Origin of the sequence: Georgenia wangjunii (genome assembly GCF_036421975.1) — a bacterium.
GTDB classification, from domain to species: domain Bacteria; phylum Actinomycetota; class Actinomycetes; order Actinomycetales; family Actinomycetaceae; genus Georgenia_A; species Georgenia_A wangjunii.
The window spans coordinates 377,864-397,204 of record NZ_JAZGON010000001.1 but is presented as its reverse complement, the minus strand read 5'-3'; the positions used below and the strand labels follow the sequence as shown (position 1 = coordinate 397,204).

Sequence of the window (19,341 nt, the reverse complement as noted above, 5' to 3'; positions counted from 1 at the left end):
GGCCCAGTGTGCGGGTCGCCGGCGGGCGCGGCGCGCCGAGCACCGCCGTGGGCGTCAGCGGACCGGCGCCGTGCGACCACGTCGTAGGCCCACCTCGTAGCTGACGAGGACGACAAGCGTCAGGGCGGTGATGGGCAGGACGAACCACAGCATGACCGCGCTGAACGTGGGCAGGGCATCGTGCCCGGAGGAGTCGAGGAGCAGGTAGGTGACGTAGGCGGCGTAGTAGAGGACGAACAGTCCCGCCTCCCACCGGGCTACCCGGAAACCCGTGATCGCGACGGGGAGCAGCGCCAGGGCCGCGACGAGCATGACCGGCAGGTCGAGGCGGACGGCGCCGGGGTCCACCGGTACACCGGAGGGTGCGAGCACGGCCGCACCGCCCATGACGGCGCCGATGTTGAAGATGCAGCTCCCGACGACGTTGCCCACCGCCATCTCCACGTCCCCGCGGATGGCGGCGATCACCGACGTCGCGAGCTCTGGGAGCGACGTCCCGACGGCGACGACCGTGAGGCCGACGACGAGCTCGCTCATGCCCAGGGCCGTGGCGACGTCGGTGGCGCCCCTCACGAGCCAGCGGGCTCCGACGACGAGCAGCGCCACGCCTCCCGCGACGAGGAGGGCATCGACCCACGGCCGGCGCGCCCGCACGGCCGGGCCGTCGTCCCGGCCGGCGTCGGCGGCACGGGCGCGGCGTGAACGCACGACGGTCCACGCGACGTAGGTCGCGAGGGTCGCGAGGAGCACGACGCCGTCGGCGCGGCCGATCGTCCCGCCGATGCTGAGCACGAGCAACAGCCCGGACATCGCGATCATGACGGGCACGTCCCGCCGGACGGCCGACAGCCGCACCGTCAACGGCAGGATCAGCCCGGCCACCCCGAGCACGAGCAGGACGTTGGTGATGTTGCTGCCCACGACGTTGCCGACGGCCAGGCCGGGGCTGCCTGAGAGGGCGGCGTCCACCGTCACCGCCAGCTCGGGCGCGGAGGTGGCGAAGGACACCACGGTGAGCCCGACGACGAGCGGGGACAGCCGGAGACGGCGGGCGAGGCCGGCGGCGCCACGCACGAGGAGCTCCCCGCCCGCCACGAGGACGGCGAAGCCGCCGAGCAGCAGCAGACCGGTCACCGGCTCAGCATGCTGGCCCAGGGTCGGTTCCGCACCAGCACGGGATCAGGAGAAGCGGGTCCTCGGGATCTCCGTCAGGCTCGGGTCGCGCACGACCTTGTCGCCGAGGACCTCGTCGATCCGCGTCATGAGCTCGGCCGGGATCTCCACCCCGGACGCCTTGACGTTCTCGGCGACCTGCTCCGGGCGGGAGGCGCCGATGAGCGCGGCGGCGACGTTGTCGTTCTGGAGCACCCAGGCGATGGCCAGCTGGGCCATCGTCAGGTCGAGCTCGTCCGCGACGGGGCGCAGGTCCTGCACCCGGGCGAGGAGGTCGTCGTCGGAGAGGAACCGCCCGATCATCGAGGCGCCGCCCTTGTCGTCAGTGCCGCGTGAGCCCTCGGGTGCGGCCTGGCCCGGGAGGTACTTCCCGGTGAGGACGCCCTGCGCCACGGGGGACCAGACGATCTGGCTGATGCCGAGCTCGCGGGAGGTGGGGACGACCTCGTCCTCGATGACGCGCCACAGCATCGAGTACTGCGGCTGGCTCGAGATGAGCTGGAAGCCGAGCTCGCGGGCGAGGGCGTGCCCGGCGCGGAGCTTGTCCGCGGGCCACTCGGAGACGCCGATGTAGAGGGCCTTGCCGGCCCGGACGATGTCGGCGAACGCCTGCATCGTCTCCTCGAGCGGCGTCTCCACGTCGTAGCGGTGGGCCTGGTAGAGGTCGACGTAGTCGGTGCCGAGCCGCCGCAGCGAGCCGTTGATCGACTCCATGACGTGCTTGCGGGAGAGCCCCGTGTCGTTGTGGCCCTTGCTGCCGGTGGGGAAGTAGACCTTCGTGAAGATCTCCAGCTCGTGGCGGGGGACGCCGTGGAGCGCCTCGCCGAGGACGGTCTCCGCGGCCGTGTTGGCGTAGGTGTCGGCCGTGTCGAACGTGCTGATCCCGGCGTCGAGCGCGGCGTGCACGCAGCTCGTCGCGACCTCGTTCTCCACCTGGGAGGCATGGGTGAGCCAGTTCCCGTAGGTGATCTCGGAGATCTTCAGTCCACTGTTGCCGAGGTATCGATGCGCGACCATCCGCCAAACCTACGACCCCACGGCGTCACCGCGCGCGCGGCGGCACGGGCGCGAGCGAGTGACGGCGCTCACCAGGACGGCGCTCACCAGTGGGACGGGCGCTCGAGCGAGGCAGGGATCCGCGTCGCGCCATCACCCCTGGCGGCATTGACCTGGACCTGGGTGAGGAACAGCGCCTGCGCGAGGTCCGCACCAGCGACGTCGGTGTCGCGCAGGTCGGCGCCGATGAGGTCGGCCCCGGTGAGGTCGGCCCCGCGCAGGTCCGCGGCGATGAGGAGGGCGCCGCGGGCGTTCGCTCCGCGCAGGTCCGCGCCACGCAGCGCCGCGCCGACGAGGTCGGCGCCCGGGCGCACGCGCGCGGCCGCCCGCCCGGGGGTCGGCGGGCGGTGGTGCGCGCGGACACGCTCGCTCACCCGTGCGAGGACGGCGGCGGCAGCGCCGCGCTCACCGTCGACGTCGACGGCGAGGATCTCCGCGGGCGGCCGGAGGGTGAGCCGCTCGAGGCGCGCGTACGCGTGCGCCGCGGCCTCAGCGAGGTCCGTGGCCTCGGGTCGGGCGAGCGCCTCGTCGAGGTACCAGAGCAGCTCGTGCAGCGCCCGGACCACGGGGAAGACGGCGAACATGAGGCGGCGCCGCTCGGGATCACCCACCCACGTCTGACCGCCGAACGTCTCCTGCGTGACCTTCTGCCCCGCTCCGAAGCAGTCGAAGACCGTGCAGCCCTTGAACCCCCGCGGCCGGAGCTCGGCGTGGATGCCGCAGCGGTAGTCCGCGCGGAGGTTGACGCAGGCCTCGCCCGCCGGCTTGGTGAACGCGAAGTCGGCCGACCGCTCGAAGCCGAGGGCGCTGCAGCACAGCGCGACGCACCGGGCGCAGTCCGCGCCCAGGTCCTCCCGGCGCGTGATCCGCACCGGCACCGCCTCGCCCATGTCTCCCCCTGCCGGTGACCGTCGACGCCAGCGTAGGCGCCAGGGCGGGTGCGCCGGCAGGGGGGACTGCCGCACCGGGACCTCCGTCCCTCGACGCGGCCGGTGCGCGGGCGGATCGTGGACGTACACCGCCCGGCACCGTCCCGGGGCCGGGCGAGGCGGCTCGTGAGCCGATGACGTCCGAGGAGCTGATGACGATGAGTGCGCTGGTCGTGTACGAGTCGATGTGGGGCAACACGCGAGCGGTCGCGGAGGCGGTCGCGGACGGGCTGCGCCGCGCCGGCGAGGTCGGGGTCGTCGAGGTGGGCGCGGCCCCGCCGCTGGAGTCCGTCGACGTCGACCTGCTCGTCGTCGGGGCACCGACGCACGCCTTCGGGCTGAGCAGGCCGACGACCCGCACGGACGCTGCGACGCGCGCGGGTGGGACGGTGATCTCCGCGGGCCGGGGCGTCCGTGAGTGGATCGCGGGCGCACGGGCGGCGGGCCAGCGGGTCGCGACGTTCGACACCCACGTCAGCCGGCCCAACCTTCCCGGCTCGGCGGGCCGGAGCGCCGCGAAGATGCTCCGGTCCCGGGGCTGCAGCGTCATGGTCGAGCCGGAGAGCTTCTACGTCGGTGGGTACGACGGGCCTCTGCTGCCTGGTGAGCTCGAGCGCGCGCGTGCGTGGGGCGACGGGCTGGCGAACCTCGCCGCCGTGCCGGCGCTCGTCTAGGAGGAGCTGCCGTCCGTCGGCGAGGGGAGGGGCGTCTGCTGGTAGAGCGCGAGGCGCCACGCGCCGCCCGCCCGGACGTAGGTGCTCGACATGAGCGACTCGAAGGGGGGCTCCCCGTCGCGGTAGGCGCGCGCCGTGTAGACGAGGGCGGCGGCGTCCGCACCGATCGGGACGAGCCGGACGTCGTCGAGCTCGTACGTCCGCCAGCGCGGGGCGTCGGCGAGGGACGCGACGACGCCGGCTCGGTCGAGCACGACGCCGTGCGCGAGCACCATGACGGCCTCGGCCGTCATGAGGGCGCCATAGAGCTCGGCACCGCTGCCGTCGCACAGGGAGTCCCAGCCGCGGCGCTCCACCGCGAGCAGTGCCGACGTGAGCTGTTCGTCCTCAGCCATGGTTCGACCGTAGCAACCGGACCGGTGGGCTCAGCTGAGGAGGATCGTCGCCTCGGTGGCGGGTCGCGGTCGGCGCGGGCCGCTCACGAGGCGCTCGAGGAGGAGGTACAGGCCCGTGACGAGCGCGATCGCCGCGGTGACGTGGAGGAGGAAGGCGAGCGCGACGCCGACGACGGCGCCCGCCACCCACCGCCGGCCCCACAGGAGCGCCAGCACCGCTGGGATGACGGCCGCCGCGACCGCACCGCCGACGAGCTCGCGGCCGAGCGACGCCCGGCCCATCCACGGCAGGACGTCGAGGACGTCGACGAGGTCGAGGGTGGCCACGGTGCCGAGGGCCACGACGGCGCCGAGGAGGAGGACGAGCGCGAGCCGGTCCACGAGCCGCCTCCCCACCCACATCGAGCCCATCGTGACGGCGGACCACATGAGCCAGGACCGCACCCGCCCGGTGCCGAGCTCGGCCATGGCGACCCGGAAGACCCGGTCGGCCTCGAAGCGGTCGATCCGGGGACCGCGGAACTGCCCGTCGACGAGCCCGTCGTGGAGCACCGCGGCGGGGAGGAAGTCGCCGGTGCGGGGGATGAGCCACGTGAAGACCGCCGGCACGGACGCGAGGTCCGTGCGGAACGTCTCGAGGTCGCGGGGGACCTCGAACGGCTCGGGATGGTCGTCGCTCCGGTAGCCGACCGGGCGCAGGAGCCGGAAGGCGCGGCCGTCGACGCTGCGCAGCTCCACCCGCACCGGCCCGCCGTCGAGCACGTCGAAGAAGTGGCCCATGGCCGGATCCTCCCGCAGGCGGGGTCTCACGCGGTAGCGCTGCCGCGCCGCCGCCGTGGCCGGGCGGCGGACGCGCGCCGCTGCGAGCATGGCGCCGTGGCGATGGAACAGATCTCCGACCGGCTCGTCAGCTGGGCGTCCGTCCTCGACCCCGGCGCCCGTGAGCAGGCGCAGCGCGCCTCGACGCTCCCCTACATCTACCCGCACCTGGCGCTCATGCCCGACGCCCACCTCGGTATGGGCGCGACCGTGGGCAGCGTCATCCCGACGCTCGGGGCGATCATCCCGGCCGCGGTGGGCGTCGACATCGGCTGCGGGATGATCGCGCTGCGCACCGCCTGGCACGAGCGCGAGCTCCGGGCAGCCGGGTCGCTCTCGGCGCTGCGCCGTGCCATCGAGGACGCCGTCCCGCTGTCGGCCGGCAGGTACAACAAGCGCCTCACCGGCAGCGCCCGCGAGCGGGTCGCGGTCCTCGAGGCGAAGGCCGACCACGCCGGGTTCGACCCTGCCGCCTACGCGAAGAACTGGCGGGTCCAGCTCGGCTCCCTCGGCTCGGGCAACCACTTCATCGAGGTGACCGCGGACGAGGAGGGCACCGTGTGGCTGTTCCTCCACTCGGGGTCTCGGGGCGTGGGGAACAAGATCGCGCAGCGCCACATCGGTGTCGCGCGCGAGGAGTGCCGGCGCGACGGCGTCGACCTGCCGGACCGGGACCTCGCCCACCTCACCGAGGGGACCGAGAGCTTCGCGCGGTACATCCGCGAGCTCCGGTGGGCGCAGGACTTCGCGCTCCTCAACCGCGAGGAGATGATGGACCGCGTCGTCACGGTCGTCGGTGCGCACATGGGTGAGCCCGTCGTCGAGGTCGAGCGGGTGAACTGCCACCACAACTTCACCGAGCAGGAGACCCACTACGGGAAGGCGGTGTGGGTCTCCCGCAAGGGCGCCATCCGGGCTCGCGCGGGCGACGCCGGGCTCATCCCGGGGTCGATGGGCACGGCGTCCTACGTCGTCGTCGGCAAGGGCGAGCCGGCCTCGCTCTGCTCGAGCCCGCACGGTGCCGGGCGCGCCTACTCGCGCTCCGCCGCGCGACGCACGTTCAGCCGGGACGAGCTCCGGGCCGCGATGGCGGGGATCGAGTACCGCGACACCGACGCGTTCCTCGACGAGATCCCCGCCGCGTACAAGGACATCGACCAGGTCATGGCCGACTCGGCCGACCTCGTCGAGGTGCGGCACGTGCTCCACCAGGTCATCAACGTCAAGGGCGACTGAGCGGCCCCCGGGGGGCGACCGCCGGCGCCGATGAATCACTGTGACGCGTCGCACAGTGCCTCGTGGTGCGTGGACCGGGCGCTACGTCGAGACTTCGGTCCATGACAACTCCATACCTTCGTCGCGCTGCCGGCAGAGACGCCCGCAGGCTTACGACCACGATGGGAGCCCTTCTCGCCTCCCTCCTCCTGCTGTCCATGGGACTGCTGACCGCCTCATCGGCCGCCGCCGACGAGTACCCCGCCGGGTATCCCAGGACGGGCGAGCCGGCCGAGGGCATCAACGGCTACTCCCTGACCAACCCGGGCGGGTTCAGCGTCATCACGCGCCTGCACCCGGTTTACTTCGACGACACCGACAGCCCCGAGCTCGCCTACTGCGTCGAGTTCACCGTCGGCGCCCGGTCCGGCGCTCCGCTGGACGTCATCGACTGGGAGACCTTCCCCGGGAACAACAACTTCAGGGCCAACGCCGGGAAGGTCACGTGGGTCGTCTACAACAGCTACCCGGAGACCCCGCTGGCGTCGTTCGCCGCCCAGGCCGGGATCGACGGCCTGACGGAGCGCGAGGCCATCGCCGGCACCCAGGCGGCCATCTGGACACTGACCGAGCGCGACGAGGACTACCGGTACCTCGGCCTCGCGGGTGACGTCGAGGCCGGCGTCGAGGAGCGCGTCGGCGCGGTCGTCGACTACCTCACCGGACCGGCGAACACGGGTCTGCCCGAGACGCAGCGGCCCTCCGTCTCGATCGAGCCGGGGACGCAGACCGGCCAGGCCGGCGAGCTCGTCGGGCCCATGACGATCACGGCGTCCGCCGACACCGTCACCCTCACGTCGACCAGCGACTACACGCTCATGACGAGCGACGGCGACCCGGTCGACCTCGACGCGGTGCCGACCGGCGCCCAGCTCTTCCTCGACGTGCCGGCGGACGCCCCGGCCGGGGAGGCGACCTTTACTGCGAGCCTCGACGGCCCGGTCTCCACCGGGGTGCTCGTGACGCCGCAGGAGCGCGGACAGACCATCATGGTGGCCACCACGAACGAGGCGACGGCCACGGCCCAGGGCACGCTCAGCTGGGCCGCCGTGCCGCGGATCTCGACGCACGCGGCCGACGCCGCGGACGGCGACGACTTCCTGGCCGAGCACGGTCCCGTCACGGTCGTCGACACCGTCACCTACGACGGTCTCCTGCCCGGCACGGAGTACGAGCTCCGCGGCGAGCTCATGCAGCACGACGGCGGGGCCGGCACGGCCACCGGCATCACCGCGTCGACGGTCTTCACGCCCGAGACGGCTGGCGGCACGGTCGAGCTCACGTTCGACGTGCCCGCCGAGCCGCTGCGCGGCGCGCAGATCGTCGTCTTCGAGAGCCTCTACGCCGACGGCACCGTCGTCGCCGTCCACGCCGACATCGACGACGCCGCCCAGACCGTGTACCGCCCGGCCATCGAGACCGACGCGTACGACAAGGCCGACGCCGACCAGCACCTCGCCGCGGGCGGCGCCGTCGTCAGCGACGACGTCACCTACTCCGGCCTGCGCGCGGGTGAGACGTACGTGCTCCGCGGGGAGCTCATGGACCAGGTCACGGGCGAGAGCACCGGGATCGTCGGCGAGACCCGCTTCACGCCCGCGAGCACGCACGGGGTCGAGACCCTCGACCTCGAGGTGCCCGAGGGCTATGCCGGCCGCACGCTCGTCGTCTTCGAGCGCCTCTACCTCGACCGTGAGGGCATGGACGAGCGGCTCGTCGCGACGCACGAGGACCTCGAGGACACTCGCCAGACCGTCGTCGTCGACGACGGCGGCGAGCTCCCCGCCGAGGAGGTCCCGACGCCGTCGGTGACCGTCACGCCGGCACCGGCGCCCACCGGCACGCCTGAGGCCCCGACGACGCTGCCGGACACCGGCGTCGGCGGCGTCGCGCTCGCGCTGGGCGGCGCGCTCGCGCTCCTCGCCCTCGGAGCCGGGCTGCTGGCTCGCCGCACCCGCCTCGCGGGCCGCTGAGCGGCATACCCGGACGACGGTCCTGAAGAAGGCGTGATCCGCGCCGCAGCGTCGACCTGACCTAGCGACAACCACACGGCCCGGCCGTCGGCGGTCTCACCCGCAGGCGGCCGGGCCTCGCCGTACCCGCCGCGATCCCGGCGCTTGCCGTGCGGGGGGCTGAGCCGGGCCGGCCTCACCGCAGCCGCAGCGGGGCGACGGCGTAGCCGCCGAGGGGCGGCAGCGCACGCTCCCGCGGCTGCTCGGTGTCGGGCTCGAGCGCGGAGGTCGCGGCGAGGACCGCCCGGGCGAGGGCCCGCAGCTCGAGGGTGGCCAGCGGACGCCCGGGGCACACGTGCTTCCCGATGCCCCACACGAGGTTGTACGGAGCGTTCGCGCCCGGGGCGAACGCGTCCGGGTCGCCGAAGATGCGGGGGTCGCGGTTCGCCGACGTCCACACGAGGGCGACCCTTTCACCTGCGGCGATCTCCCGGCCCGCGACGACGACAGGCTCCGTCGCGACGCGGCGGTTCGAGACGAACGGGTCGTCGATGCGCAGGATCTCGTCGAGGACGGCGTCCAGCTCCCGGTCGGCCACGCCGGCCCGCAGACGCGCCTGGAGGTCGGGGTGGTCGGCGAGGTACGTGAGGACGACGCCGGTGCACAGCGCCATCGAGCCAAGGTCCCCGCCCGTCCAGTTGCGCAGGATCGAGACGATCTCGTCGTCGGTGAGCGCGCGGCCGTCGACCCGGTCGCGGACGAGCTCCGTCGTGACGTCCTCGGAGGCGTCGTCGCCGCCCTGACGGCGGGCAGCGGTGAGCGACCGGATGATCGCGTCGAAGCGCTGCGCGACGGCGCCGGTGCAGGCGGGATCACCCGACCGTGCGGCGGCGCGGTTGTCCTCCATCCACGCGAGGAGGTCGTCCTCGAGCGCCGTGGGCCACCCCAGCCAGGCGCTCTGCGCGCGCACCGCGAAGCGCGAGCCGAGCGCGACGGCGTCGATCGATCCCGGTACGTCGAGGAGCGCCACGACGTCGGCGGCGACCCGGGCCACCGCCGGCTCGAGGGCGGCCGTCCGCTCCGGCGTGAAGTACCGCTCGATGAGGGCGCGGTAGGCCGTGTGGGTCGGCCCGTCGAGGCCGTTGGGCACCTGGAGGTACCGGGAGACGCCGTTGGAGAACGCCGCGTGGTCGAGCGCGGTCGCAGTGACGTCGGCGTGGGAGAAGAGCGTCCAGGCGCCGTCCTGTCCCCGCGCCACGGGGCACCGGGCGCGCATCTCGTCGTACGCGGCGACGGCGTCGCGCTCGACCTCCGGAGCGCGGGGGTCCCAGTCGGGCGCGACGACGTGCGCACCGGGAGGCGCCGCGGGGTCAGCGGTGGAACCCGCTGCCGTCGGCGCGCTGGGGGGAAGGTCGTCGCTGGGCATGTGCTCCGTCATGCCGCCATCCTGTCGCGTGGGGCCGGGACGAGTCGCCCGATCGCCGCTGCATGCGCCGCCGCTTCCGGTCAGTCGGTGAGCCGGTGCGCGGCCGGCGCCGGGTGGCGCGGGACTCCGAGCCGGAAGACGGCGAGGACGGCACGGCCCGTGCCGGCCGTCGCCGTCGACACCATCCGGGCGCTGCCGGGACAGTCGAGCAGCTGGCTCAGGGGGTGGGCGGACAGCCCGAGCCGCCCGGCGGCGAGCCAGGTCCGCAGCAGCCCCCGGCCCAGCTCGGCGACGTCGTCGTCGGCCGCGTTCGCCGGGCCGGTGTACGCCACGACCGTGCCGAGCGGCCGGGCGGTCGAGGAGGCCGCCAGGACCCGCGTCGCCCGGGTCCGGCGCAGGACCGGGAGCAGCGCCGGTGACAGCGCCGCGCTCAGGACGGCGGCCTCCCACGGCCGTAGGGCGAGGGCCTCGGCGGTGAGGCCGTCCCGGTCGTGCCCCGGGTCGTGGCGGCGGCCGGGCCGGCGCAGCCGCAGCCACCGGCGCAGCTCAACGGTCGCCGGCCCGTCGAAGGTCCACCGGTCGGCGACCGGCAGCGCTCGCGCGACGAGGTCCGCGGGAAGCACGAGCAGCCCCGCCCCGTCGGGCAGGGCTGCGGACCGTGCGACGTCGGCTACGCACGCCGCCGGCACAGGCGGCTCTCGATAGGGACCTCGGGCGGTGCGCCGGGCATGCAGGTCGGCCACCGTGAACACGCCTGGAGCGCTCGCGGGGGTGCTCCCGCCGCGGCGGGGAGCGGCGCGCTCCCCCCGCGACCAGGCCGGCTCGCGCTCCACGTCGATGACGCCGGCGCTGTGCGAGTGCCGGTCCACCTGCCACCGCGTCGACGCGCGCAGTCCCAGGTCGGCGGCAGTGATCGACACCGCCTCGGCGACGGCGCCGAGCGAGAGGAGGAGGTCCCGGTCCGTGGGGTCCCCCACCGGCAGCGTCCGGTCCGCGTCCCAGCCCAGCGCGAGCTCGTCCGGCCCGGTCGCCGTGAGGTGCCACGGCTGCGTGTTGTGCGCGCTCGGCGCCCGGCCCCAGTGCGCGGACCTGGCCAGCACCTGCTGCGCCGGGGTCGGCGCCGCCCCGCCGGCGCCCATCAGAGGACCGGCCGGCGGTAGAAGCACAGCCCGTGCAGGGGCCGCCCCCCCATCGCGGTGAACTGCGCGGACGAGGCGGTGTTCTCCTCACCCACGAAGGTCACCCGGAGCGTCTCGTACCCGCCCGCGACGAGGTTGGCCAGCAAGCGGTGCGAGAGCAGCGTCATGAGGCCGCGGCCCCGCGCCCGCGGCACCGTCCCCTTGATGATGAGCACCGCCTCCCGGCGGGGCCGCCGCTGGACGAGGAGGCGCACCTGGTCGAGCGGGGCCATGCGCCCGCCGGTCGACATGACGAACCCGCTGAGGTCCGGCACGACGAGGACGAAGGCGACCGGCTCCCCGGCGTCGGTCGCCCAGAGCAGGAGCGACTCGTCCAGCACCCACGCCAGCCCGTCGGTCGCGGCGGCGAGCTCCGGCGCGGTGATGTGGGTGTAGTACGGCAGCTCGGCGAAGCTGGCGTTGAGCATGCCCCGCAGGACGGGCAGCTGTTCCCCGAAGCGCCGGCGACGCCCGTGGTGCACCTCGATGCCGTCCCGCTCGCCGGCGCCGCGGGGGAACACGGTGTCGGCGTCGAGCCCGGTCAGGCCCTCGACGATCCACGTCGACGCCGGCCAGACGCGTTCGAACCCGGCGGCCTCCCACGCGGCCGGGTAGGACGCAGGGTTCCACGGCGAGTCGACGAAACCGCGCTCCTCGTGCCCGGACGTGATGACGCCCCCCGTCTGGTTCGGCAGCAACGACACCGGGCCGAGCACGGCACCCCGCCCCTGCTCCTTGGCGCGCGCGGACGCGTACGCCGTCAGCTCGTGCAGGACGTCGGCACCGGTGAACTCCGTCGCCCCCATGAGCTGGGTGGGCTCGCCGAGCTTCCGGTCCATCCGTTCGTCGTCGTGCACCGTGGTGCGCCCGACGACGCGGCCGGAGGCGTCACGGGCCAGCACGAGCTCGACCGACCCGTGCGCGGTGTGGGGCCCCACGCCCCGCCACCAGCGGCGGATCGTGCCCTGGAACAGCGGCACGGCACGGGTCTCGGCGTGCAGCCGCAGCGGAAGGTCGATGAAGGCTCGCAGGTCCGCTCGCGAGCGGACCGGCTCGACGCGCACCGGTCCCGCGACCTCGTCCGTCACCGGCTCTCCCCGCCTCGGGGACCGCGGGAGCCGCGAGCTCCCCGCCGCACGGGTGGGCCTACGGTCTCCCGGCCCACGGGCGTGAACCTCTCGATGTGCGCCATGACGTCGCCCTCGGCACGCCACACCCCGTTCGTGTAGCCGGTCGCCTCGGCCGCGTAGACCCTGACCCACCCGGCAGCGCCGGCGCTCACGCCGCTGGTGGCGCCCGGACTGCTCGTCGCCGCCCACTCCGCCAGCGCCGGGTTCGCCCCGGTCCGCGCGAAGCGCACGAGGTCCTCCGCGGTGGCGAACCACCCGATGGTGCCGGCGGTGGAGGGCGGCTGCCAGTAGGTCCGGTGCCCGCGGTGCCCCGGCGCCTTCCGCATCGCGGCGACCGCCGCGCGGTGACGCAGGGCGTGGCGCAGCCAGGCCAGCGGTGACGCCAGGCGGGCACCGCTGACGAACATGGCCTGCGCCTGGCCGATCCGCGGCACCAGGGAGAAGTCGTCGGTCCTCACAGCGGCGTCCCGTCGGAGCCGTACAGCCGGATGTAGCCGCCGGTGGCGTTCCGGGTCCCGTCGACGGCCCATCCCATGAGCTCGCGGTGCGCCCCCGTCCGCGAGAACCGCAGGAGGTCGTCCCGGGTGGCGAAGAACCCGATCGTTCCCAGGGTGAACGGCGGCTCGTAGTAGACCTGGTGGTGCACATATCCCGGCATCCGCTTGAGCTGGCGGACCATGGCGAACCACCGGGGCGCCAGCCGGAGCCAGGCGAGCGGGCTCCGGTACCGGGTCGCCCCGACGAACACCGCGGTCGCCTCGTCGGCCTCGCGACGTGCCCCGCGCCGGGGCGGCGTCATGAGGCTTCCTTGCGCAGGTAGACGCGCTTGAGCGCGGCGTCCTCCCCCGTGAACGGACCCGTGCCGGCGTCGTGGACCTCGACCGCGATGTCACCGCTGCGCTCGGACTCCTCGAGCGACTGGGCGAAGTCGCGGCTCACCCGGGCGAGGTAGCCGACGACGCCGTCCCGGGCTCCCGCTGCGAGTGCGGCGCGGTCAGCGCCGCCGAGCACGACGTCGTCGCGCAGCTCGAGGTGGATGACCGGCCGCTGTGCCGTCGCGTCCCCGGCGACCGGCTCGAGGGTGAGGGTGAAGGACGCGAGCTGCGCCGCGCGGGCGGGGTCGTCGTACAGGCCGTTCTCGACGTCCTGGGGATAGATGTTCGCGCCCATGAAGGAGATGGTGGCGTCGGCGCGGCCGTAGAGGAGCAGCAGCGGCAGCTTCATGCCCTGCTCGAGCCACGCTGCTCGGGCGGCCTCGCGCCACCGCGGGAAGCGCCGCATGATCGCCGCGAGGTCCTGCCACTCCAGGAGCGCGCCCTCGTCGTGGATGTTGTAGCGCAGCTTGGGCGAGAGCACGGAGGTCGACGTGAGGGTGCACAGGATCTCGCCCTCGTCGGTGATCTCGAGGTAGGTCTCGAGCGGGTTGTACTGGAAGATCATCGGCGTCCGGGCCTCGTCCGGGCCGAGCACCGCCGCGCGCAGGTCGTGGTCCTCGAGCAGCGCCCGGCGCAGGAACACCGTCAGCTCGGTCTCGCCCCCGATCCCGATGGTGAGGTCGGAGGCGCCGTAGCCGGAGCGGACGGTGAGGAACCGCTGCTCGCAGTAGTCGCGGAGAGCCTCGGTCATGCCCTCGCCGCCGACGAGCCCGTGCATGCGGTAGGCCGACCAGTCCAGGCCCACGGCGTCGAGCCGGTCGCGCAGGTCCTTGAGGAACGGCGGGTAGGCCGCGACGAGGTAGGTGAAGCCGGGACCGAAGTGGGTGATCGTGTCGAGGATCTTGTCCAGGTCCGGCCCGGTGTTCTTCACCATGGCGATCTTGGCCATGGCGATGCCCGTGTTGGTGCCGGTCGCCCACGCCCCCATCGAGTAGGCGTTGATGACGAAGAGGCGCTCCTCGCCGCGCATCATGAGCGAGGTGAACCCCGCGACGTTGCGGTGGATGTCGGCCAGCTCCTCGCGCCCGCGGACCCAGTTGAAGGGCCGCCCGGACGAGCCGGAGGACTCGTCGACGAGCGTCCCGCGCAGCTGCAGGTCACCGTGCCAGCAGCGCTGTTCCTCCGGGTAGCGGGCGACGTAGCTGTCCTTGTCGGTCGGCGGGTAGTTCTCGAGGTCCCACCACCGGAACGTGAAGCCGTGCTGACGGAGGAAGTCGCGGTAGGCCGGCACGTGGAGCGAGGCGAGCTGGCAGGTCATCCACGCGTGCCGGCGCGCGAACTCGCCCATCCACGGCCGGTAGTGCGTCGCCGTCGTGCGCCACAGCGCCGGGTGGACCTTGTAGAGGCTGTAGGTGGTCGTCAGCGCCGCCGTCCCCGCGCGCAGGGTCGTCCGGCGGGCAGCCTTGAGCGGGTCGCTCGTCCAGACCCGCTCCGCCGCGCCGTACAACCGGCGCCCCGCCTCGGTGCTGCGTCGCTGCAGGCCCGCGCTTCCCGTAGGGCTCGTCATCGCGGATCGTCCTTTCACGGGTACGTACGCGTCCGAGCGGGCCCGGCCCACCGAGAGGACGGGGGTTGCCCGCCGGAGCCTACCGGCGTGCGGGTGGCGACGGGCGCGTCCGAGCGCGGGCTAGCGGCGGGCGGCCCACTCGTGGTCGAGGACGGCCATGAGGATCGAGTCGACCCACTCGCCGTCGAACCGGTGCGCCTCGCGCTCGACACCCTCGACGACGAAACCTGCCCGTGCGTAGACGTGCTGCGAGCGGGGGTTGAAGGCGAAGACGCCGAGCGAGACGCGGTGGAGCCCGACGGTGGCGAACGCGTGCTCGAGGATCAGCCGCGTCGCCTCGGTCCCGAGCCCCCGGCCGCGCCCCTCGGGGCCGAGGAGGATGCGGAAGTTGCACGACGCGTTGGCCGGGTCCCAGTCGTTGAGGACGACCTCGCCGACGAGCATGCCGGTCGCGCGATCGACGACGGCGAGGTCGAGCCGGTCCGGCTGGTCGTTCCGGGTGCCGTACCACTGGCGCAGCCGGTCGAGGTCCGGCGCGGCCGCCCGCGCCTCGGCCGTCGAGTGCACCGAGCCGGTGAGCCGGTTGAGCTCGGGATCGCGCAGGATCTCCGCCATCACGGCGGCGTCGTCGGGTGCGAACGGCCGCAGGACGGCCCGCTCGCCGGCGAGGACCGGCTTGGTCGCGAGGTCGGCGGCGCCGGTCGCGGATGTCATGGTCTCGATGGTGGCACGCTGCCGCTGCCGCTGCCGCTGCCGCTGCCGCTGCCGCTGCCGCTGCCGCTGCCGCTGCCGCTGCCGCTGCCGCTGCTGCCGCCACCGTAGCCTCCGCGGTCGTCTCGACGGCGCGGCGGCCGGCTGAGGGGCGGAACCGCTCGATGACGTACCTCAGGGGCAGGTCGACGGTGCCACGGTGACCGGCCCCGGGTCGCGGACCTCCGCCGCACGCGCGCGGCCGAGGTTCCACGACAGGACGTCCGCTGGCGCGTCCTCGACGACGGTGGGGACGCCGTCGAGGACCTCGACGTGGCTCCCCGCGGCGGCGACGCACGCGACGAGGTGCGTGGGAAGCCCGGCGGCGATCGTCGGCGCCGCGTCGGCGCTCAAGGTGCCGAGGTAGGCGGTGTCGATCTTGCCGGTCGCCTCGAACCGCTCGATGTTGCGCTGGGCCACCCATGCCTCGGTGTTGCCCAGCCCGAGCACGAGGAGCATCACAGCCCCGGACACCAGCGCCGCGCGCGGCAGCCAGCGGCCGGACCAGCGGACGCCCGCGACGAGGACGAGGACGACGACGAGCCCGAGCCACAGCTCGAAGGCGTCGACGAGCACCCGCAGGACGGTGAACCCGAACGCTTCCTGGTAGACGGACATCCGGAACAGCGCGGACGCGACGACGACGAGGGTGAGGACGCACAGCGTCCCGAGCGCGACCCGCAGGAGCAGGCGGTCGCGCCCCGTCCGCCGGGGGGCCTTGCGCACGGTGAGGGCCACCGTCGCGAGGGTGAGCGTCGTCGCGACCGTGAGCTGGCCGAAGCCCTCGTGGACATACTCGGCGTACGTGAGCCCGGTGACGGCCTGCAGGTAGTCGTGCCCACCCCACATGGCGGAGGCCTGGGCGACGACGAAGCCGGTGAACACGGCGATGACGAGGCCGACGGGCACGAGCCACTCCCACACCCGGGCGACCGGTCGCGGCTCGGGCAGCGCGACGGACTCGACCCGTGGCGGGTTGAGGGCGAGGTAGCAGGCGGCGAGGACCGAGCCGCCGACGGCGACGAGGACGAAGGCCCGCAGGATGAGGTCGTCCCAGGCGAGGTCCGGCACGAGGTGACCCACCCACGAGCCGAAGACGGCGTCGCCGGACGCGAAGAGGCCGCCGAAGACGACGAGCGCGACGAACGAGACCGCGGCGGTGCGCAGGACCGGCCACAGCAGCCGGTGCCGGCTGAGGGCGGAGAGCGTCCTGCTCAGCAGCGGCAGCCCCCGGACGGCGGAGAGGACCCAGGACGCCGCACCCGCCACCATCGCCAGCACCCGGCGCGCGTCCGTCAGCGCCGTCGTGACGAGGACGCCGACGACGACGAGGGCGAGGAGGGTCAGCCACCCGGCGTCGCGCAGGACGACGAACGAGCCGAGGCCGACGCTGATCGCCACCGAGAGGAGCGTCCACGGCCGGCTGCGGTGCGGGGACAGTGCCAGGACGAGCGCACCGCCCAGGAGGAGGACGAGGAACGCCCCCAGGCCGAGCTCCCGGTAGGGCAGGACGACGGAGGCGAGCGCCCCGAGCGCGAGGGAGCCGAACAGCGGGACGGGCGCGGTCCCCGTCACGCGCTCCGGCCACACGTCCCGCAGGAGGGAGCCGGCGGCCGAGGCGGGGCGGGCGGTGACCGCCCCGGCGGCCGGGGCGGGCGTGGCGCCCGGGCGCGACGCCGGCGCGGGCGAGCCGCTGAGGGAAGGGCCGGGGTCGGGCGAGCCGCTGGGGATCGGGCCGCGGTCGGGCGAGCCGCTGGGGATCGCGGGCGTGGGACGCATCGGATGCTCCTTCTCGGTCGGCGCCTGGGCGGTGCGCCCGGTCGGCGCGTGGGCGGTGCTGCCTGGTTCCGCCACCGGCGCGCGGAAGGGCTCGGTGGCCGCGGGGCTCGGCGCCCGCGCGGGTTCGCGGGGCAGGACGGCCCGGACCCGGGCGCCCGTCGTGCCCGGGGCCGGCGGCAGTGCGGCGATCGACCCGCCGTGCATCTCGCACACCCAGCTCGCGATGGCGAGGCCGAGGCCGGTCCCGCCGCCGCCGTCGGCCTCGGCGGAACCGAACCGGGCGAATACGTGCTCCTCCCGCCCGGCCGGGATGCCGGGCCCCTCGTCGGTCACCTCGAGGGACCAGCTCTCGCCATGCTCGGCGGCGGCGCGGACCGTGACGGTCCCGCCGGTGGGCGAGTGCCGCGCGGCGTTGTCGAGGAGGTTCGCCACGACCTGGGCGAGCCGCGGCCCGTCGCCCGAGACGGTGAGATCGGGCGGGGTGACCGCCACGTCGTACGTGACGGTGCGCGCCCCGAGCCGGGCTTCGGCCACGGCCCGCGCGAGAAGGTCGGCGACGTCGAGCGGCGCCAGGTCGAGGGAGGAGGCGCCGCCGTCGAGGCGGGCGACGTCGAGGAGGTCGCCGACGAGGTCGCTCAGCCGCTCGGCCTGGGCGAGCGCGGCGGCGAGGGCGTCGTCGTCGGGGCGCACGACGCCGTCGACGAGGTTCTCCAGCAGGAGCCGCTGGGCCGCCAGGGGCGTGCGGAGCTCGTGCGAGACGGTGGCGACGAGCTGGCGGCGCTGCTGGTCCGCCGTCGCGAGGTCGACCGCCATCGTGTTGAAGGCCTGGGCGAGCCGCCCGACCTCGTCGGCGGACGTCGCCGTCACCCGGCGCGAGTAGTCCCCGGTCGCCATCCGCGCGGCGGCGGAGGTCATCGCGCGCAGCGGTGCCGTCATCCCGCGGGCGAGCCACTGGGTGACGGCGAGGGCCGCGGCGGCCGTGACCGGCAGGGTGAGCCACCCGGGGACGCCCGCGCTCGCCCCGATCTCGGAGACGAGGACGGCGACGACGACGCTCAGCCCCACGAGCAGGCCGATCTTGACCTTGATCGAGCCGACGCGGTCGAGGGGCCGGGCGGCCCGGCCCGGCTGCGGCGCGGTCATCGGGGCTCCACGGCATAACCGACGCCGTGCACGGTGCGCACCCGCTCGGCACCGATCTTCGACCGCAGGGAGCGGACGTGGGTGTCGAGGGTGCGCGTGCCGCGGGCGTCCGCCCAGCCCCACACCTCGAGCATGAGGTCCTCGCGCGTGCGGACCGTGCCGGGCTCGGCGGCGAGGGTGAGGAGGAGGTCGAACTCGAGCGGGGCGAGGTGCACCTCGGTGCCCTCGACCCAGACGCGGCGGGCGGCGCGGTCGACGGCGAGCGCGCCGAGCTCGAGGCGGGGCGGGACGTCCGCCGCGAGCTCCCGGGCGCGATCGACCCGGCGCAGGAGGGCACGGACCCGGGCGACGACCTCCCGGACGCGGAACGGCTTGGTCACGTAGTCGTCGGCGCCGACGGCGAGGCCGACGAGGACGTCGGTCTCCTCCACCTTCGCGGTGAGCATGAGCACCGGCACCGCGCGGACGGCCTGGATCCGCCGGCAGACCTCGATCCCGTCGAAGCCGGGGAGCATGACGTCGAGGACGACGAGGTCCGGCGGCGTGCGCTCGAACTCCGCGACGGCGCCGGGGCCGTCGAAGGCCTGGACCACGGTGAACCCCTCGGCGCGCAGCCTCGTCGCGAGGCCGTCGTTGATGACCTCGTCGTCCTCGACGACGAGGACGGTGGCGGCGCTGGCCGGTGCTTCGCTCATGCCGTCGAGCCTAGGAGCGGGGCCCTGTGGGGCCGGTGCGCCGGTTGTGAGGATCCTGCAAGGGTTGGTGCCGGCTCACGGCTGCCGAGCGCCCATCCGGACCCTCGGGACGCCCCGCTCCCGCACCCGCGGCGGGGCCGCCCAGCGGGCGCCCCTAGGGGTGCTCACCGTCCGGGCCGCCCTGGGCGACGCAGAACTGGTTGCCCTGCGGGTCCGCGAGCGTCACCCACCGGAAGCTCTCGTCTCCGCGCCGCCCGACGACCGTGGCCCCCGCGTCCACGAGCCGGTCGACCTCGGCGTCGAGGTCGGGGGCCACGAGGTCGAGGTGGATGCGGTTCTTCCCCGGCGTCGGGTCGTCGACCTTCTGGAACGCGAGCGTCACCGGCAGCGCGCCGCCAGCGACCATGACGTACCAGCCCTCGTTGCGCTCGGTGACCTCCGCCCCGGTCTGCTCGGCCCACCACGTGGCGAGAGTGTCGGCGTCGGACGTGTCGAACGTGACCATGGCCAGGTTGAGTGTCATGG

Annotated in this window: 18 protein-coding genes; 3 read left to right on the top strand and 15 right to left on the bottom strand. The window is 74.4% G+C overall.

The window, feature by feature from the left end; translation table 11 throughout:
• Positions 1-54: 54 nt before the first annotated feature.
• From V2J63_RS01755 to V2J63_RS01745, 3 genes are all read right to left on the bottom strand, one after another.
• Positions 55-1,134 (bottom strand): calcium/sodium antiporter, encoded by a 1,080-nt coding sequence (locus V2J63_RS01755; protein WP_331229253.1) that lies wholly within the window; start codon positions 1,132-1,134, stop codon positions 55-57.
• Between the two features lie 45 nt (positions 1,135-1,179).
• The gene (locus tag V2J63_RS01750) at positions 1,180-2,190 is read right to left on the bottom strand and encodes an aldo/keto reductase family protein (RefSeq protein ID WP_331229252.1); all 1,011 of its coding nucleotides are present in this window, start codon (positions 2,188-2,190) and stop codon (positions 1,180-1,182) included.
• 83 nt (positions 2,191-2,273) lie between these two features.
• A complete protein-coding gene (locus tag V2J63_RS01745; RefSeq protein ID WP_331229251.1) occupies positions 2,274-3,119 on the bottom strand; it encodes a pentapeptide repeat-containing protein in 846 nt (281 codons plus the stop codon).
• A 197-nt stretch (positions 3,120-3,316) separates the two neighbouring features.
• Between V2J63_RS01745 and V2J63_RS01740 the strand changes: the two genes are divergently transcribed.
• A complete protein-coding gene (locus V2J63_RS01740) occupies positions 3,317-3,832 on the top strand; it encodes a flavodoxin family protein (protein ID WP_331229250.1) in 516 nt (171 codons plus the stop codon).
• Here V2J63_RS01740 and V2J63_RS01735 read toward each other — a convergent pair.
• Both V2J63_RS01735 and V2J63_RS01730 read right to left on the bottom strand, forming a co-directional pair.
• Positions 3,829-4,227 (bottom strand): nuclear transport factor 2 family protein, encoded by a 399-nt coding sequence (locus tag V2J63_RS01735; protein ID WP_331229249.1) that lies wholly within the window; start codon positions 4,225-4,227, stop codon positions 3,829-3,831. The genes V2J63_RS01740 and V2J63_RS01735 overlap by 4 nt on opposite strands.
• Before the next feature lie 30 nt (positions 4,228-4,257).
• Positions 4,258-5,007: a DUF1353 domain-containing protein gene (locus V2J63_RS01730; protein ID WP_331229248.1), complete on the bottom strand. Its 750-nt coding sequence runs from the start codon at positions 5,005-5,007 to the stop codon at positions 4,258-4,260.
• 102 nt (positions 5,008-5,109) lie between these two features.
• On the opposite strand from V2J63_RS01730, the gene V2J63_RS01725 reads away from it, so the two are divergent.
• Both V2J63_RS01725 and V2J63_RS01720 read left to right on the top strand, forming a co-directional pair.
• On the top strand, positions 5,110-6,282 hold the full coding sequence (locus tag V2J63_RS01725; protein ID WP_331229666.1) for an RtcB family protein: 1,173 nt from the start codon (positions 5,110-5,112) through the stop codon (positions 6,280-6,282).
• A 161-nt stretch (positions 6,283-6,443) separates the two neighbouring features.
• Positions 6,444-8,294: a VaFE repeat-containing surface-anchored protein gene (locus V2J63_RS01720; RefSeq protein ID WP_331229247.1), complete on the top strand. Its 1,851-nt coding sequence runs from the start codon at positions 6,444-6,446 to the stop codon at positions 8,292-8,294.
• 175 nt (positions 8,295-8,469) lie between these two features.
• Here the strand turns inward: V2J63_RS01720 and V2J63_RS01715 are convergent, their stop codons facing one another.
• The 10 genes from V2J63_RS01715 to V2J63_RS01670 all read right to left on the bottom strand — a co-directional run bounded on the left by V2J63_RS01715 (position 8,470) and on the right by V2J63_RS01670 (position 19,339).
• The gene (locus tag V2J63_RS01715) at positions 8,470-9,711 is read right to left on the bottom strand and encodes a cytochrome P450 (protein WP_331229246.1); all 1,242 of its coding nucleotides are present in this window, start codon (positions 9,709-9,711) and stop codon (positions 8,470-8,472) included.
• 68 nt (positions 9,712-9,779) lie between these two features.
• Positions 9,780-10,838 carry a nitroreductase family protein gene (locus tag V2J63_RS01710; RefSeq protein WP_331229245.1) on the bottom strand — a complete coding sequence of 353 codons (1,059 nt, stop codon included), beginning with the start codon at positions 10,836-10,838 and terminating at the stop codon, positions 9,780-9,782.
• Positions 10,838-11,965, bottom strand: coding sequence for a hypothetical protein (locus V2J63_RS01705; RefSeq protein ID WP_331229244.1), 1,128 nt, complete (start codon positions 11,963-11,965; stop codon positions 10,838-10,840). The genes V2J63_RS01710 and V2J63_RS01705 overlap by 1 nt, the downstream gene beginning before the upstream one ends.
• On the bottom strand, positions 11,962-12,465 hold the full coding sequence (locus tag V2J63_RS01700) for a DUF4188 domain-containing protein (RefSeq protein WP_331229243.1): 504 nt from the start codon (positions 12,463-12,465) through the stop codon (positions 11,962-11,964). Before V2J63_RS01700 ends, V2J63_RS01705 begins: the two co-directional genes overlap by 4 nt.
• On the bottom strand, positions 12,462-12,806 hold the full coding sequence (locus V2J63_RS01695; protein WP_331229242.1) for a hypothetical protein: 345 nt from the start codon (positions 12,804-12,806) through the stop codon (positions 12,462-12,464). Before V2J63_RS01695 ends, V2J63_RS01700 begins: the two co-directional genes overlap by 4 nt.
• The gene (locus V2J63_RS01690; protein ID WP_331229241.1) at positions 12,803-14,449 is read right to left on the bottom strand and encodes a phenylacetate--CoA ligase family protein; all 1,647 of its coding nucleotides are present in this window, start codon (positions 14,447-14,449) and stop codon (positions 12,803-12,805) included. Before V2J63_RS01690 ends, V2J63_RS01695 begins: the two co-directional genes overlap by 4 nt.
• A 120-nt stretch (positions 14,450-14,569) precedes the next feature.
• Positions 14,570-15,163, bottom strand: coding sequence for a GNAT family N-acetyltransferase (locus tag V2J63_RS01685; protein WP_331229240.1), 594 nt, complete (start codon positions 15,161-15,163; stop codon positions 14,570-14,572).
• A gap of 171 nt (positions 15,164-15,334) precedes the next feature.
• Entirely contained in the window at positions 15,335-18,121 is a 2,787-nt protein-coding gene (locus tag V2J63_RS01680) for a DUF4153 domain-containing protein (RefSeq protein WP_331229239.1), read from the bottom strand.
• A complete protein-coding gene (locus V2J63_RS01675) occupies positions 18,118-18,816 on the bottom strand; it encodes a response regulator transcription factor (RefSeq protein ID WP_331229238.1) in 699 nt (232 codons plus the stop codon). The genes V2J63_RS01680 and V2J63_RS01675 overlap by 4 nt, the downstream gene beginning before the upstream one ends.
• Before the next feature lie 154 nt (positions 18,817-18,970).
• Positions 18,971-19,339: a VOC family protein gene (locus V2J63_RS01670; RefSeq protein WP_331229237.1), complete on the bottom strand. Its 369-nt coding sequence runs from the start codon at positions 19,337-19,339 to the stop codon at positions 18,971-18,973.
• Positions 19,340-19,341 lie beyond the last annotated feature (2 nt).

Coding starts and splice junctions, on each gene's coding strand:
- V2J63_RS01750 (WP_331229252.1), bottom strand. CDS start 2,190: ATGGTCGCGCATCGATACCTCGGCAACAGTGGACTGAAGATCTCCGAG.
- V2J63_RS01745 (WP_331229251.1), bottom strand. CDS start 3,119: ATGGGCGAGGCGGTGCCGGTGCGGATCACGCGCCGGGAGGACCTGGGC.
- V2J63_RS01740 (WP_331229250.1), top strand. CDS start 3,317: ATGAGTGCGCTGGTCGTGTACGAGTCGATGTGGGGCAACACGCGAGCG.
- V2J63_RS01735 (WP_331229249.1), bottom strand. CDS start 4,227: ATGGCTGAGGACGAACAGCTCACGTCGGCACTGCTCGCGGTGGAGCGC.
- V2J63_RS01730 (WP_331229248.1), bottom strand. CDS start 5,007: ATGGGCCACTTCTTCGACGTGCTCGACGGCGGGCCGGTGCGGGTGGAG.
- V2J63_RS01725 (WP_331229666.1), top strand. CDS start 5,110: ATGGAACAGATCTCCGACCGGCTCGTCAGCTGGGCGTCCGTCCTCGAC.
- V2J63_RS01720 (WP_331229247.1), top strand. CDS start 6,444: ATGGGAGCCCTTCTCGCCTCCCTCCTCCTGCTGTCCATGGGACTGCTG.
- V2J63_RS01715 (WP_331229246.1), bottom strand. CDS start 9,711: ATGACGGAGCACATGCCCAGCGACGACCTTCCCCCCAGCGCGCCGACG.
- V2J63_RS01710 (WP_331229245.1), bottom strand. CDS start 10,838: ATGGGCGCCGGCGGGGCGGCGCCGACCCCGGCGCAGCAGGTGCTGGCC.
- V2J63_RS01695 (WP_331229242.1), bottom strand. CDS start 12,806: ATGACGCCGCCCCGGCGCGGGGCACGTCGCGAGGCCGACGAGGCGACC.
- V2J63_RS01690 (WP_331229241.1), bottom strand. CDS start 14,449: ATGACGAGCCCTACGGGAAGCGCGGGCCTGCAGCGACGCAGCACCGAG.
- V2J63_RS01685 (WP_331229240.1), bottom strand. CDS start 15,163: ATGACATCCGCGACCGGCGCCGCCGACCTCGCGACCAAGCCGGTCCTC.
- V2J63_RS01680 (WP_331229239.1), bottom strand. CDS start 18,121: ATGACCGCGCCGCAGCCGGGCCGGGCCGCCCGGCCCCTCGACCGCGTC.
- V2J63_RS01675 (WP_331229238.1), bottom strand. CDS start 18,816: ATGAGCGAAGCACCGGCCAGCGCCGCCACCGTCCTCGTCGTCGAGGAC.
- V2J63_RS01670 (WP_331229237.1), bottom strand. CDS start 19,339: ATGACACTCAACCTGGCCATGGTCACGTTCGACACGTCCGACGCCGAC.